Origin of the sequence: Bacillus sp. BR3(2024) (assembly GCF_039134555.1) — a bacterium.
Lineage (GTDB): Bacteria > Bacillota > Bacilli > Bacillales > Bacillaceae_G > Bacillus_A > Bacillus_A cereus.
The window spans coordinates 3,260,579-3,275,707 of record NZ_CP152433.1 but is presented as its reverse complement, the minus strand read 5'-3'; the positions used below and the strand labels follow the sequence as shown (position 1 = coordinate 3,275,707).

Here is a 15,129-nt window from a genome sequence, read left to right as displayed (position 1 = left end):
TGCATGTGCTTTCTTTTAGTTTTCAGCGTTAATCGGTGTTAATGTTTCATTTTTATGTAAGCTGTACTGATAGTCTAGAAGGAGTTTATTTCTAAAAAGAAGAATTTTTTATTGTATTACTTTATCCCAAACTAAATGTAAAGGTGGATACATAATGACAGTAAAGAAGCTTTATTTCATCCCAGCAGGTCGTTGTATGTTAGATCATTCTTCTGTTAATGGTACACTCGCGCCGGGGAATTTATTGAACTTACCTGTATGGTGTTATCTTTTGGAGACAGAAGAGGGGCCTATTTTAGTAGATACAGGTATGCCAGAAAGTGCAGTTAATAATGAAGGGCTTTTTAACGGTACATTTGTTGAAGGACAGATTTTACCGAAAATGACTGAAGAAGATAGAATCGTGAATATATTAAAGCGTGTAGGGTATGAGCCGGACGACCTTTTATATATTATTAGTTCTCACTTACATTTTGATCATGCAGGAGGAAACGGTGCTTTTACAAATACACCGATTATTGTGCAGCGAACGGAATATGAGGCAGCACTTCATAGAGAAGAATATATGAAAGAATGTATATTACCGCATTTGAACTACAAAATTATTGAAGGGGATTATGAAGTGGTACCAGGTGTTCAATTATTGTATACGCCAGGTCATTCTCCAGGCCATCAGTCGCTATTCATTGAGACGGAGCAATCCGGTTCAGTTTTATTAACAATTGATGCATCGTACACGAAAGAGAATTTTGAAGATGAAGTGCCGTTCGCAGGATTTGATCCAGAATTAGCTTTATCTTCAATTAAACGTTTAAAAGGAGTTGTGGCGAAAGAGAAACCAATTGTTTTCTTTGGTCATGATATAGAGCAGGAAAAGGGTTGTAGAGTGTTCCCTGAGTATATATAGTGCAAAAAGTCATGAGTTCGCGTGCTCATGACTTTTTCGTTTAAATAATTTTTTTAAATAAATTATAAACTTTTTTTGAACTATCTTCGTTTAACTGATAGTACGTAAGGTTTACATCATCAGGAGTATCTTGCTGAGCAATCATCACTTCGCTGCTGTGATGATCAACTACCCATATGAAATATTTTTTATAAGTTCCATCCTCGAAAGTAATCCACATATCACAATCTATTAAGTCTGATCCTTCTTCATCTAATGTTAATTTACCTTTTTTTGCGGTATTCATACTGTTAATAAACGTTTTTAATTCATCTGTTTTTGTGAGAAAGATATCCTGTTTTGTTTTAATTGATTCGACATGTATATCTTTTATTTCCTGTTTACCTAAAAAAACAGAGGGCTCATTTGGATCTCGCGAGCTTGAAATAATAGTAGCTTTCTTTTTCGGCTTATTTGCAGTATAGAGATCTTGAATAGATTTTCCCGAGTTTATAAACCATGCAATTCCAGAAATAATTAATACGCTACCTAGCAATAAAATAATTTTTTTAATAGGATTTTCTCCTCTCTATTACTTCGTGTGAAGAGCTTTTCTATTAATATATGATAGGTAAGCGTAAAGTATTATAGTTGAACTTGGTTATGCTTCACAGTTTTTATCGGGCGATCTATGAGTAAATTGTAAGTGAGCCCAATTAATACGAAAATGCCACCGATAACTTTACCAATTGAGAGTTCATTTGTCAGGAAGAAATCAATAATAGTCCCCGCAAATAATTGTCCGATAAAGATGAGTAATGTTAAATAAAAGGCTGATATTTTAGGAGTAATATAGTTGGATAATGAAATAACGATAACTCCTACTAATCCGCCTAAGTATACGGCGATAGGAATAGATTGCAACTTATGAATAGGGATATACAATGAATCTGAACTGAAAATTAAAAATAACATAGAGAAAAATAATCCAGTAATATAATTGAAAAACGTGCCTTCCCAGTTTCCAATTTCCTTTGCTAAATTCGCGTTAATAATTCTAGCAACAACGATAGAAACACCAGCTAAAATAGCGATCGTAATATATAACATTTTCTTGCCCCCATTAATAAATTGTCATGATTATAATTCCAGAAGAGATGAAACATAATCCAATTAGTTTTTTCTTTTCAAACTTTGCAACTTTCATTCCTAATAAGCCGAAATGATCAATAACGATGGAAGCAATAGATTGACCGAGTAAACTTAATGCGATCGTAATAGAAGCACCAAGGACGGAGAAACTTATATTGTTAAAAAGAACAGTGAATACTCCAATCGCTCCAGCGCTATATAAAAAAAGTGGAATACTTTTATCGAAACGAATTTTATTTTTGTTTATGATTAAAATGAAGATAACTGCAATTAAACCGACAAGGTGAATGACCACGCTTGCTGTGTACTTGCCAATTAACTCAGATAAAATTCCATTCAATGGAAGCATAACGGCGATGAGCACACCAATAAAGACAGAAAGAAAGTTATACAATGTAATATCCCCTTTGTATTTCATATTTGTAATGACTGTATCATGCTGAAATTGTGTATTGTTATGACATATGTCATAGTGGAAGAAGAAAATTTTGATTACAATGGGGATGAGTTGTAAAGGTGGGGAACTATGAAGAAAGTATGTAATTCTATTAAATTAGCAGAGTATATGAAGAAAAATAATATTGATTCATTTTTTAGTCATGATATGAAGCCATATATGAAACTTATATTTTTTAAAAAGAATGAGTTTATTTGTAGAGAAAATGAAGAGATAGATTATTTATTTTTCTTCGTTGAAGGAAAAGCGAAAGCGTTTAATACATTAAGTAACGGGAAATCTGTATTATTATGCTTTTATGATAGCTTGCAGCTGTTAGGAGATGTGGAGTTAATTCATTCTCAAAAGACAACTTCAAACGTACAAGTGATGGCAGATTCATATTGTGTTGGTTTGCCTTTAGGGAAAGTGAGAAATCAACTATTTAATGATGCGAAATTTTTACGATGTATTTGCGGATCGTTAGCGCATAAGTTAAATCGACTTTCAAAAAATAGTACAATTAATTTACTATATCCTCTTGAAAATAGACTTGCGAGTTACATGTTAGCAGCAGGAGAACGGGCAGTACAGCACGGAAATAGAATTGTATTTAGTGGGAATTTAACGGAAACAGCGGAATTGTTAGGAACGAGCTATCGGCATTTGTTGCGCACATTAAATGTTTTTTGTGATAAAGAGATAATAAAGAAGAATGATGGTTGTTTTGAAGTAGTAAACGTGGAAGTTTTGAGAGAATTGGCAGCAGATGTTTATAAATAGGAGGAGAGTATAAATGATAACACCTATATTTAGAATTTTTGATATTGAAAAAGCAAAACTATTTTACTTAGGTTTTTTAGGATTTAAACTGGATTGGGAACATCGGTATGAGGAAAATATGCCATTATATTTGCAAATTTCGTTACAGGATGCTGTGATACATTTATCAGAACATCATGGTGATGCCTCACCAGGTGGTGCGATTCGGATCAAAATAGATGATGTAAAGGATTATCATTCTGTAGTATTAAGTAAAGAATATGCTTATTCGAAGCCGAATATAGAAAAAACACCTTGGGGTACAATTGAATTAACCGTAATTGATCCGTTTTCAAATAGAATTACACTATACGAGGAAAAATTGTAGAAATGGAATGAAGAGTAGTTCATAGAGCAGTGAACTGCTCTTTTTTATTTTGAGTAGATATTGAATCATATAAAAAGAAAATGTTATGATTATGGAAACGTATGAATATATGAACAAGTATTCATGCGTTTAAGAAGAGGAGGGATTAGAATGAAAGATCTAATTATTATTGGGGCGGGTCAAGCTGGATTAACAATGGGATATTACTTGAAGCAAGAAGGGCATAATTTTTTATTACTTGAGGCAGGAAAACGAGTTGGTGATTCATGGAGAAATCGATATGATTCTTTGCAGCTTTTTACCCCAAGGTCTTACAGTAGCTTGCCGGGTATGGCGTTAATAGGTGAAAAAAATGAATTTCCATATAAAGATGAAATTGCAACTTATTTAGAAGAATATGCAAGACATTTTCAATTACCGGTACAATTACAAACGGAAGTTCTAAAAATAAAGAAAGAAAAAGAAATATTTGAATTACATACTCCTACAGAAATTTTACAAACGAAAAAAGTTATTATCGCATCAGGTGCTTTTCAGCAACCGTTTATTCCCTCAGTTTCAGCAAATCTATCATCACATATTTTTCAAATACATTCATCACAATATAAATCACCATCACAAATTCCTAAGGGAAAAGTACTAGTAGTAGGTGGTGGGAATTCAGGAATGCAAATTGCAGTAGAACTGGCAAAGACTCATGAAGTTACGGTGTCTATTAGTCATCCTTTAACGTTTTTACCGTTACAACTTTTTGGAAAAAGTATTTTTAATCTGCTAGAAAAAGTGGGTTTATTGTACGCTGAAATAAATACAAAGAGGGGAAGATGGTTTCAGAAGAGAAAGGACCCTATTTTCGGTTTTGAAGGTAAGAAACTTATTCGTAATGGAGCAATCAAACTGCAAGAAAAAGTAGTAAGTGCATCAAGAAATAACATTATGTTTCAGAATGGTGATACTTATAGTGCAGAAAGCATTATATGGTCAACTGGTTTTGTTCAAAATTATAATTGGATTGAAATTGAACAGGCAGTGAATGAGAAAGGATTTCCTAATCATATAAAGGGAATCAGTCCAGTAAAAGGATTGTATTATATCGGTTTACCATGGCAATCTCAAAGGGGTTCCGCACTTATTTGTGGTGTAGGAAAGGATGCAGAGTATGTACTTTCTGAAATCAAAAAAATAGATCAGTAGCAATAACTACTGATCATCCATATGTACATGAATTAGGAGAGGTCAAACATTTATTAACTTTATTATAATAGATTTTCATAGGATTAAAAACTGAAAATTCAAATTTAATGTTGAGAAAGTTTTTTGTATCGAAATATATGAAAAAATAGGGATTTTTATTAAAACAGAAAAAGATATTTCTATTTTAGTAAATTATGATATAGTCTAAATAAGTGTGTTTTTCCATAAATGTAATTATTTTCATTGTAATTTTGTTTATATGAGGGAAGGAGAAGTAATTATGAAGTTTGATGATCAACGCTTACTAGGAGTCCGATTAGGTTCTGTACTTGTGACAGAGGAAAATCAATATTTAGTAATTAAGAAAAAAGATCATTATGCACTGTTAAATATACATAATTTAGAATGCACTCATGTTGAAGTGCAGTTAGAACATTTGGAAGAAATGTTGCGGGAAGATTTCCAAGAAAGTATAACGGAGATTATCGCACCAGAACATATAAAAATTGTTGCGAAAAATGTTATATAGATAAAGAAGCTGGAAGGAACAGCTTCTTTATTTTCATTATAAGGATAACGTTTTTACAACCTCACCAATGATCCCTTCCATTTGATGAACACCTAAATCGGAATTAGTCATAATAACAGCACCATTCCCGCAGTATGGATAACAAACCATCATACATTGAAATCCAACGCCCCATCCGAGTGAATAAATCTGTAATTCTTCATTAGAATCATCTAGAAAAAAACCTAATCCAGTCCATTTTGAGCAACCTTGAGGAGAAATCATGTCTATTACTAATTTTTGAGAAAGTTTTAGTTTGCCCTTTCCTTGTAAGGAATGAATGATTTCAATAACTAAAGCTGATAAGTCAGTTGGTGTTGTCCAAATACCTGAAGCAGCTGCGAATGGATAAAATGGATACTTCTCATTTGTTACAGTTCTATCTTTATTATGTCCGCAAGCAAAAACATCGGTTTTATCTATGTCTTTTGGAGAAAAAAGTGTACTATTTTTCATTTGTAATGGCTGGAAGATGTGTTCTTCTAATAACTGACTAAATGATCTTCCTGTAATATCTTCTAGTAGTAGTTCGATTATACAAAAGTTTGCGTCTGAGTAGTGAAATTCACTTTCTGGTTTATAAGTTACCTCTATAGGTACGGGGCAATATAGTGTTTTACCGGAAAGGAGCTCAGACATATTAGGTAAGCCTTTTGCAGGTGTATAATGTTCAAAACTATTAGGTGGATCAATGAGTCCAGATTGATGGCTTAATAAGTTTCTCAAAGTGATGCTTTTTTGTGAAGTAAATAGATTAGTAGGAATGTTCCAAGATGTGAGTTTATCATTTACGTCTTCGTCTAAATGCAAGATTTCTTGATCTGATAACATTAGTACGAGCATTGTAGTGATGAATTTGCTGATAGAACAAGAATTAAAGAGAGAATTTGTAGTAACAGCTCTAGTTGTTCCAGCTTCAAGTGTTCCAAAGGCAGTCGCTTCATCTAGTTTGCCATTACATATAACAGCGAGGCTTAAACCTGCAACGGAATATTGGTTCATTTTCTCGTATATATTGCTACTTTTTAAGTTCATGGTGACTCCTTTCTTTAAAGACAGAATAGTATTTTTATTATACAGTAGTAAAAAAAAGAAAACACTTCGTCATTCACCAATGAAGTGTTTTCTTTTTTAGTTAGTTTGAAGTGAACTTTTGAAAAAATTTGTCTCGGTACATGTACATAACCCATGAGATTGTTATTAAAGAAATGATGATTTGTTTGTTTTTAATTGGTGCATTGAAAACAAGCCAACCAACTATATCAAATAACAAATGTAGCACGATTGAAAGAACTACAAATTGAAGTAACGTATTTAAAAATCTTTTCATAAAGTGTCCCCCTAAAATAATAGGTTTTATTAACAGTTTGATATAGTGATATTATACATTAAATGTGTATTGTGGTAAAATTTACATAAGTTAGTGGAATAAAGTAAATGAAAGTTAGTAAGGGGGGAACATTCATGGAATTCTGGATGGTTATACTGATAGTAGCTGTTGGTTTCATTTATATCGCTGAAAAATTAACTACAATTGAAAAGAAAAATGATGCGCGTTTAAAGAGAATTGAAGATAGATTACAATTAATTACGAAAGAAATGGGAATTATAGAAAGAGAACCTGAAATTAATAAAGAACTACGCCAGCTTGTAGAAGAAGGCAAAAAAATTACAGCAGTTAAGAGAGTAAGAGAAGCTTTTAGTTTTTCCTTACTAGAAGCGAAGCAATATGTTGATAAATTATAAAAAAGATCATCCATTTGGGTGATCTTTTTTACTGCACCATGCGTGTATTTACATAAGCCGCGATTATAAAGTGTCCAATTATATGGAACAAACATTTGAGATAAATTGTCTAATATAGGTAATAACTATTTAGCTTGAAAGAAAGGGTTGATAACATGAAAAAGAATACGTTGTTAAAAGTAGGATTATGTGTAGGTTTACTAGGAACAATTCAATTTGTTAGCACAATTTCTTCTGTACAAGCATCACAAAAGGTAGAGAAAACAGTAATAAAAAATGAGACGGGAACCATTTCAATATCTCAGTTAAACAAGAATGTATGGGTTCATACGGAGTTAGGTTATTTTAATGGAGAAGCAGTTCCTTCGAACGGTCTAGTTCTTAATACTACTAAAGGACTAGTGCTTGTTGATTCTTCTTGGGATAACAAATTAACGAAGGAACTAATGGAAATGGTAGAAAAGAAATTTCAGAAGCGCATAACGGATGTCATTATTACACATGCGCACGCTGATCGAATTGGCGGAATAAAAACGTTGAAAGAAAGAGGAATTAAAGCGCATAGTACAGCATTAACCGCAGAACTAGCAAAGAACAGTGGATATGAAGAGCCGCTTGGAGATTTACAAATAATTACGAGTTTGAAGTTTGGCAATACAAAAGTAGAAACGTTCTATCCAGGGAAAGGACATACAGAAGATAATATTGTTGTTTGGTTGCCACAATATCAAACTTTAGCTGGAGGCTGTTTAGTAAAATCTGCGGAAGCTAAAGATTTAGGAAATGTTGCGGATGCGTATGTAAATGAATGGTCTACATCGATTGAGAATGTGCTGAAGCGATATGGAAATATAAATTCGGTAGTACCTGGTCATGGAGAAGTAGGAGACAAGGGATTACTTTTACATACATTGGATTTATTAAAATAAGAAATTGTAGAAATACAAAAGAAAGGAGAAATAATTTTCTCCTTTCTTTCTTTCTTCTAACTATATTTAAATGCTGAATCTGTCGATTACGTCAGCATATATTACTGAGATTTTAATTCCAAGTATACAAATACTAGTACTGTCATAATTGCAATAACAACGTAAGTAGCATCAAGCATTATAAGTGTTTTTAAAGTTTCAGTCATCGTAATTCACCCCTGTTATAAAAATATAACATGATCTTTTTATTGATTAGATTAGAGATCATAAAGATAAAATGTATATGAAATTTCTTAAGTAGCTTCTATATAAATATATCATATAAATAATGTAAGTAATGTTAAGATAGTGTAAATGTATTGTAAATAAAGAGGTTTACAATGAAGGCTTTAATAAAAAAATGATAGTTCCTTAAAATAAAAAATACGCTATTTTCATATGAGATGAATTGCAATTATTTGTATAAGGGATTCAAAAAAATTTTTTTGTTGTATATATTTCTCCAAATTAATTATTTAGCTATTTAAAAGTATCGAAAGATGTGTGCACACTAATGTATATTTTTTGGATGTCAATAAAAGTATTATGTCAACAATATGAACTGTCACAAATCTTTATATATTATTGTGATTGATATCACATCACTTTTTTTCAATGGGTATTATGCTTAAGGTGTAATGAATGATTGGGAGAGGGTGGGATGATATGTTTTGTTATCAATGTGAACAAACGCCAACAGGCGGATGTAAAGTAATGGGTGTTTGTGGCAAGAATGAAACGATTGCGAGTCTACAAGATACGATTGTGTTTGGGCTAAAAGGAATTGCAGCTTATCGCACACATGCTGCTCAGCTAGGGTATACGGATGGATTTGTAGATGCTACAACACAAGAAGCTTTATATATGACATTAACAAATTCTAATTTTAACGAACAAGAGCATATTGATATGGCTATGAAAGTGGGGAAATCAGCTTTACAGGTGATGGAATTATTAGATGAGGCACATACGAATCATTTTGGTGTGCCAGAACCTGTACAAATTACACAAAATCGTGTAGAAGGTAAAGCAATTGTAGTTACGGGCCATAATTTATTTGCATTAGAAGAACTATTAAAGCAAACAGAAGGAAAAGACATTAATATTTATACGCATTCTGAAATGCTACCAGCACACGGATACCCGCAACTGAAAAAATATAAACATTTAAAAGGAAACATCGGTAAGGCATGGTATGATCAAAGACGCCTTTTTGAAAAATTTACTGGTGCCATATTAGCTACAACGAACTGTGTTATGCCAATTAAAGGATCATACTCTGATCGATTCTTTTCATATGACATTGCAGGTTTAGAGGGTGTACAAAAAATTGAAAATGATGATTTTACACCATTGATTCAAAAAGCACTAGAACTTTCAGAAGTACATATGGAGTCGGATGAACAGTTAGTAACAGGGTTTCATCATAATACAGTATTATCATTAGCTCCGGAAATTATTAATGCAGTAAAAGAGGGGAAGATAAAGCGTTTCTTTGTTATTGCCGGTTGTGATGCACCGGGAAAAGGTGGAGAATATTATCGTGAATTAGCAACGTCACTTCCGCCAGAAACAGTTATTTTAACAACTTCTTGCGGGAAATTCCGCTTTAATGATGTGGATTACGGTGTTGTACCTGGTACCGAGATTCCGCGCTACATCGACTTAGGACAATGTAATAATTCCATTTCTACAGTGAAAATAGCAGCTGCATTAGCTGATGCTTTCCAATGTGAAGTGAATGAATTGCCAGTAAGTATTGTGCTATCATGGTTTGAACAAAAAGCGGTTGCCATTTTACTCGGGCTATTTAGTCTTGGAATTCAAGATATTCGCATCGGTCCAAAGGCTCCTGAATTTATTTCACCTGGCGTGCTTGATGTATTACAAGAAACATTTGGTTTAAAACTAATTACAAATGCAGCAGAAGACATGGCTATGATGTTATCGTAACGGAAAAGATGTTTTCACTTAATTGTGGCTTTATAAATCATTTGTATGTGTGTGAGTAAACACACATACAAATGATTATTAATAAAGAAAATCGCTATATCTATAAAATTTATAGAGCTTTTAAAGTATAACACCACATGCCCATCACCTTAAGATTTTAAGTATCCCCAAAACGAAATTTCTACATGAATATCTATAATTTTACCTCTTTTTCATTTGATTTGAAAATAAGCTTTCTATTTTTAAAAACCAACGATACCACCTCAAATTATAGGAATAAAATCCATTCATTTATTAGGAAAATGGATTGAAAATAATAAGGTAGACTAAAAAGTAAAATATTATTTATGATAATCATTCTTTTATAAAATTTAAATTGGAAATAGCCCTACTCATTTTGATTGCGCATTTTCAAAATGGAGGGGCTTTTTTTACTGTAAAATCAATAACTGCATCTTATTTTTGTTGAAAAAATTCTCATTCTTATTTTGAAAGTGATATGGGTACATTTACATGCACATCAATCTTTTATTATGAAGTGGACCTTGAATATATTGTTTTTTATTGACAGACATAAAAATGATTTATTTGCTGTATTGATAATTTATAGACGTTATAATAAAATGTTTATGTATATGTAAACTTAATTTATTTTCGTTTGGTTTTATTGTAAGGTTAGGCAGTGTTGATAACAATAAAATAATGAATATATCACCTGTAAAAAGAATGAAACCAATACGGAGAAGATGATTTCGTTAAAAATTCGAAAAATAAGCGTTATTAGCTCTTGAAGAAAAATGACTAGAAAAATTACAAGCATATGGAAAATAGGGTTATACAAAAAGTCCTAAAGGGGGACGGAATTATGGAGAAAAGAAAGTATTCAGTAACACCACAAGATCGAATGAATTATGTATTAGGTCTTTATTCTGCAGATCAACAAATTAATGCAGTTCTTTATTTTCCTGTAGGTATATCCAAGGAAATACTTGAAGAATCAGTAAGGATAACGTTGCAATTGCAACCAGTTTTGAACAGCCGGTTTGTAGAAAATGATATTCCTTACTGGGAGGAACATTCATCTGACACTAACTCATCTATTTGCTTTTTTGCAGAAGGAAATAATCAAGAACTTGAAATAATGGCAATAGATTTTATTAAGGAACCTGGTGATCGTATTCAGGGGCCTATGGTTCAAACGAAATTATTACGGGGCACTACAATAGATATGTTAGTTGTGAAATTGTCTCATCTATGTTCAGATGGTGCAGGAGTCAAGGAATATATAAAATTGCTTGGAACAATATATACTCACCTTTCATTGGGACGGTCTAAGAAGCAAATTATAAAGGAATTTGATGAGGGAAATGAGAGTTGTCGAGATCAATCACATGTATTCAAATACGCTGGAATATCGGACATAAAAAGTGCGTATCGTCCTAACCAAGAACAACAGGCATCGTTATGGTCTTTTCCATCTCAACCTAACAAAAATAAATTTCCCCAAATGTCCGTACGGCGATTGAGCCATAAGCAAACTCTACGTTTAACCCAATGGACAAAAGCACAACAGGTTACCTTGAATGATGTAATCATGACTGCTTACTTCCGAGTTTTATCACATTTCACTGTGTATGCAGAACCTCGCACTGCAGAAAAAATGATTGGTTTGACAATTGATTTACGTCGATATCTGCCTAATAATACAACTGGTGCTATTTGCAACTTATCCGGTATGGAAATGCCAGTGATTAAAATGGAAGACGATGAAACATTTAAGCAGACTCTTGTTCGAGTTAAACAATCAATGGATAAAATAAAGTCTCAAAATCCAGGTCTTTCTTCAGCAGCAGGAATGGAGTTACTGGCAGAAATGAAGCTATCTACAGTGAAGGAAATGTATAATCAGCAATATGAACAGGCTGTACAGATGGGGATGGCGTTGCCATTACTGACAAATTTGGGAGTGATTGCTGAGGAACCTATTCAGTTTGGTCAAATTCAAGCTGAGGACGGGTATATGGCATCACCTATTATGTATGCACCATTCTTTTCAATGGGAGCAAGCTCTTATAATGGAAGGCTTACATTTACGATCGGTTATCATGCGCCGGATACATCAAAAGAAAAGGTAGAAAAATTTTTAGATAGTGTTGCTAATCAACTATCAGAAATAAAATAAAAGAGAATATAGAGAACAGATTTCTAACAGAATTGTATTTTAGGGGCTCGTATCATGTACGGATAATCTCTGGAAATTTTCTCTGACCGCACTTGCTTTTATGCTTTATATGCAATGGGAATGGTAGTGAGAAACAATTTGTATCGTGAAAAAACAAGATATATCGGTATAAAAACAATAAAACAGAGCTGATTTAAATTACACTTTGAATCAGTTCTGTTTTGCTAGTGTGATGGTCCTTACAATAAAAAAGTAGGCTGTATCCGATTAGGGTAAAGCGGATTTTTAATTTTTTTGAAAATAAAGTTGACATCCATAACTACTTAGTCATACAATGTAGATGTAATAAGTGATACTGAATAGTTCAGATTCACAAAAACTGTTCAGTAAAAAATTCGCCTTAGTACTCTGTGATACTGAATATAAGTCAGACAGAATAGGGGGTAAAGGAGGATCAGGACATGGAAAATTTAACTGAAATGCTGAAAGGTTCACTGGAAGGGTGTGTACTGGAAATCATTAGTCGCCGTGAAACGTATGGCTATGAGATTACCCGCCACCTGAATGATCTTGGGTTTACCGAAGTTGTGGAAGGTACGGTGTATACCATCCTCGTACGATTAGAGAAGAAAAAGCTTGTGAATATTGAAAAGAAACCATCAGATATGGGACCGCCTCGTAAGTTTTATTCATTAAATGAAGAAGGCCGCCAGGAGCTTGAATTGTTTTGGGAAAAATGGGATTTTGTATCGTCAAAAATTAACGTCTTGAAGTCAAAATAGGTTCATAAGATAAAATGTTCCGGCCGATACTTTGGGAATTTCTTGTTCGGTTTTATAAAAAAGGAGGAAAATAAGATGTTAGAAATGTTCAAAAAGTTAATTGGTGATAAAAAAGAGTACAAAATGATGATGGCACGAGTTGAGGCTCTGCCAGAGGACTACCAATTTGTATTTAAGAAAATTCAAAACTACATGTGGAATTTTTCAGCGGGTAACGGGATGGATATGTTACACATACAGTATGAATTAATCGATTTGTTCGAAGCGGGTGCAACGGAAGGAAGACAAGTGCTTGACATTACTGGGGATGACGTGGCTTCCTTTGCTGACGAACTAGTGGCAAATGCTAAAACTTACGTCTCCAAGTATCGTGAAGATTTGAATGAAAGTATTATGAAGAAATTGAGAAAAAAATAAATGGAATAAGTAGTACCGACTGATTAGCTGGTTACACATATGAATTGCCATCATAGCTATTCAGTTATATTTTTAACTCGGTACTAAGTAATACAGAATATCAGTGATACTAAATAGATAGAGGTAAATAAATAGTCTTCGCAAAACATTTTTATAGGGAGGAAAAAAGTATGAGTCATGCAGTGATTTCTGTAAAAGGCTTGAAAAAATCCTTTAAAGATAAGGAAGTTTTAAAAGGGGTAGATTTTGAGGTGCAGCGTGGAGAAATTTTCGCGCTGCTAGGCTCAAATGGAGCGGGAAAGACGACAACGGTCAACATCCTTTCGACACTAATGAAGCAAGATAACGGTGAAGTAAGTATTTGTGGATTTGATGTACAGAGTCAACCAGATCATGTTCGTCAAAGTATCAGTTTGACAGGGCAGTTTGCAGCTTTAGACGGTATGCTGACTGGGAGGGAAAACTTGATAATGATCGCCAAATTACGTGGTGTTTCCAATCCCGCTCAAGTTGCTGACAATCTACTTGCAAGATTTAGCCTGACTGATGCGGCAAACCAAAGGGCAGATCAGTATTCAGGCGGGATGAAGCGCCGGCTTGATATCGCGATGAGTTTGATTGGGGCGCCAGCAGTTATTTTTCTTGACGAACCAACGACTGGACTTGATCCTGAAGCGCGAATCGAAGTGTGGGATACAGTCAAGGAACTTGCTGGTAGCGGTACAACTATTTTGCTTACGACTCAGTACTTGGAGGAAGCAGAACAACTGGCAGACCGTATCGCTATTTTGCATGGCGGAAAAATTATTACGACAGGTACTCTTGCTGAACTAAAAGAGATGTTCCCGCCGGCAAAAGTGGAGTATATCGAGAAGCAACCGACATTGGAAGAAATATTCCTTTCGATCATTGGCAAAAAGGAGGAGATGTAAATGAAAAGTAAAACAGGTGTATTACTAGGTCGTTTAATGCGTAACATTATGCGCAGTCCGGATACAATTATTACAGTAGCGATTACACCGATTATGATGATGCTATTATTTGTCTACGTGTTTGGCGGCGCAATAAAAACTGGAACGGAAAACTACGTTAATTATTTATTGCCGGGAATTTTGCTAATGGCTATCGCATCCGGTGTAGCTTACACTTCCGTGCGACTCTTTACGGATGTAAAGAGTGGGCTGATGGCACGTTTCATTACGATGCCTATTAAGCGCTCATCCATATTGTGGGCTCACGTTTTAACCTCTCTAGTTGCTAATGTACTTACTATCGTGGTGGTTATTCTTGTTGCACTCTTAATGGGTTTCCGTTCCAGTGCTAATATTCTAGATTGGCTCGCGGTAGCTGGGATACTTGGGATGTTTACGCTGGCGCTAACATGGCTAGCTATCATTCCAGGATTGAAAGCGAGGTCTATGGAAGGGGCGACTGCTTACTCGTACCCGCTAGTTTTTCTTCCATTTATTAGTTCGGCCTTTGTGCCTACCGAAACGATGCCAAAAATTGTTCGTGCGTTTGCAGAGAATCAGCCTGTAACTTCAATCGTGAATGCGATTCGTGCTCTTTTATATGAAGGAACTGTTGGAAACGATATTTGGATTGCGCTCGCTTGGTGCGTAGGTATAATGGTCATCTCTTACTTTTTCGCCAGTAAAGCATTTAAACGTCAGTTAGGGTAAGAAACGTGATAAA

General features: G+C 34.0%; 18 protein-coding genes. 13 read left to right on the top strand and 5 right to left on the bottom strand.

The annotated features are described in order from the left end of the window. Window positions 1-154 precede the first annotated feature (154 nt). Entirely contained in the window at window positions 155-907 is a 753-nt protein-coding gene (gene aiiA, locus V7S45_RS16845; RefSeq protein WP_000216574.1) for an N-acyl homoserine lactonase AiiA, read from the top strand. A gap of 40 nt (window positions 908-947) precedes the next feature. On the opposite strand, the gene V7S45_RS16840 is transcribed toward aiiA, so the two are convergent. The 3 genes from V7S45_RS16840 to V7S45_RS16830 all read right to left on the bottom strand — a co-directional run bounded on the left by V7S45_RS16840 (window position 948) and on the right by V7S45_RS16830 (window position 2,456). Next, on the bottom strand, window positions 948-1,442 hold the full coding sequence (locus V7S45_RS16840; protein WP_000901702.1) for a hypothetical protein: 495 nt from the start codon (window positions 1,440-1,442) through the stop codon (window positions 948-950). Window positions 1,443-1,531: 89 nt separating this feature from the next. Next, window positions 1,532-1,996: a DMT family transporter gene (locus tag V7S45_RS16835; protein ID WP_000965811.1), complete on the bottom strand. Its 465-nt coding sequence runs from the start codon at window positions 1,994-1,996 to the stop codon at window positions 1,532-1,534. A gap of 13 nt (window positions 1,997-2,009) precedes the next feature. Then, window positions 2,010-2,456: a DMT family transporter gene (locus V7S45_RS16830; protein ID WP_002039063.1), complete on the bottom strand. Its 447-nt coding sequence runs from the start codon at window positions 2,454-2,456 to the stop codon at window positions 2,010-2,012. A gap of 108 nt (window positions 2,457-2,564) precedes the next feature. Here V7S45_RS16830 and yeiL point away from each other — a divergent pair, with 108 nt between their 5' ends. The 4 genes from yeiL to V7S45_RS16810 all read left to right on the top strand — a co-directional run bounded on the left by yeiL (window position 2,565) and on the right by V7S45_RS16810 (window position 5,347). Then, window positions 2,565-3,257, top strand: coding sequence for a transcriptional regulator YeiL (gene yeiL / locus V7S45_RS16825; RefSeq protein WP_000754835.1), 693 nt, complete (start codon window positions 2,565-2,567; stop codon window positions 3,255-3,257). A 13-nt stretch (window positions 3,258-3,270) separates the two neighbouring features. Next, entirely contained in the window at window positions 3,271-3,624 is a 354-nt protein-coding gene (locus V7S45_RS16820; protein ID WP_000632406.1) for a glyoxalase superfamily protein, read from the top strand. Between the two features lie 150 nt (window positions 3,625-3,774). Next, window positions 3,775-4,818 (top strand): NAD(P)/FAD-dependent oxidoreductase, encoded by a 1,044-nt coding sequence (locus V7S45_RS16815; RefSeq protein ID WP_000653862.1) that lies wholly within the window; start codon window positions 3,775-3,777, stop codon window positions 4,816-4,818. Window positions 4,819-5,098: 280 nt separating this feature from the next. Beyond that, the gene (locus tag V7S45_RS16810) at window positions 5,099-5,347 is read left to right on the top strand and encodes a hypothetical protein (protein WP_000666948.1); all 249 of its coding nucleotides are present in this window, start codon (window positions 5,099-5,101) and stop codon (window positions 5,345-5,347) included. Window positions 5,348-5,383: 36 nt separating this feature from the next. Here V7S45_RS16810 and V7S45_RS16805 read toward each other — a convergent pair whose 3' ends face one another. Together V7S45_RS16805 and V7S45_RS16800 are read right to left on the bottom strand one after the other, a co-directional pair. Continuing rightward, window positions 5,384-6,421, bottom strand: a complete 1,038-nt coding sequence (locus tag V7S45_RS16805) for a serine hydrolase domain-containing protein (RefSeq protein WP_001050186.1) — start codon at window positions 6,419-6,421, stop codon at window positions 5,384-5,386. A 100-nt stretch (window positions 6,422-6,521) separates the two neighbouring features. After that, window positions 6,522-6,716 carry a hypothetical protein gene (locus tag V7S45_RS16800; protein ID WP_000819660.1) on the bottom strand — a complete coding sequence of 65 codons (195 nt, stop codon included), beginning with the start codon at window positions 6,714-6,716 and terminating at the stop codon, window positions 6,522-6,524. A gap of 134 nt (window positions 6,717-6,850) precedes the next feature. Here V7S45_RS16800 and V7S45_RS16795 point away from each other — a divergent pair, with 134 nt between their 5' ends. The 8 genes from V7S45_RS16795 to V7S45_RS16760 all read left to right on the top strand — a co-directional run bounded on the left by V7S45_RS16795 (window position 6,851) and on the right by V7S45_RS16760 (window position 15,116). Further along, complete coding sequence (locus V7S45_RS16795; RefSeq protein ID WP_000397725.1) at window positions 6,851-7,132, top strand: hypothetical protein; 282 nt, start codon at window positions 6,851-6,853, stop codon at window positions 7,130-7,132. A gap of 155 nt (window positions 7,133-7,287) precedes the next feature. Then, the gene (bla2, locus tag V7S45_RS16790) at window positions 7,288-8,061 is read left to right on the top strand and encodes a BcII family subclass B1 metallo-beta-lactamase (RefSeq protein ID WP_000742479.1); all 774 of its coding nucleotides are present in this window, start codon (window positions 7,288-7,290) and stop codon (window positions 8,059-8,061) included. Window positions 8,062-8,766: 705 nt separating this feature from the next. Continuing rightward, the gene (gene hcp, locus V7S45_RS16785) at window positions 8,767-10,053 is read left to right on the top strand and encodes a hydroxylamine reductase (RefSeq protein WP_002164474.1); all 1,287 of its coding nucleotides are present in this window, start codon (window positions 8,767-8,769) and stop codon (window positions 10,051-10,053) included. Between the two features lie 865 nt (window positions 10,054-10,918). Then, window positions 10,919-12,235, top strand: coding sequence for a condensation domain-containing protein (locus tag V7S45_RS16780; RefSeq protein WP_000415478.1), 1,317 nt, complete (start codon window positions 10,919-10,921; stop codon window positions 12,233-12,235). 461 nt (window positions 12,236-12,696) lie between these two features. Then, window positions 12,697-13,017: a PadR family transcriptional regulator gene (locus tag V7S45_RS16775; RefSeq protein ID WP_000429487.1), complete on the top strand. Its 321-nt coding sequence runs from the start codon at window positions 12,697-12,699 to the stop codon at window positions 13,015-13,017. A gap of 75 nt (window positions 13,018-13,092) precedes the next feature. Continuing rightward, window positions 13,093-13,434, top strand: a complete 342-nt coding sequence (locus V7S45_RS16770) for a DUF1048 domain-containing protein (protein WP_000891988.1) — start codon at window positions 13,093-13,095, stop codon at window positions 13,432-13,434. Between the two features lie 170 nt (window positions 13,435-13,604). Then, window positions 13,605-14,366, top strand: a complete 762-nt coding sequence (locus V7S45_RS16765) for an ABC transporter ATP-binding protein (protein ID WP_025688019.1) — start codon at window positions 13,605-13,607, stop codon at window positions 14,364-14,366. Further along, window positions 14,367-15,116, top strand: a complete 750-nt coding sequence (locus V7S45_RS16760) for an ABC transporter permease (RefSeq protein WP_000837816.1) — start codon at window positions 14,367-14,369, stop codon at window positions 15,114-15,116. It begins immediately after the preceding gene. The last annotated feature ends 13 nt before the right edge of the window (window positions 15,117-15,129 follow it).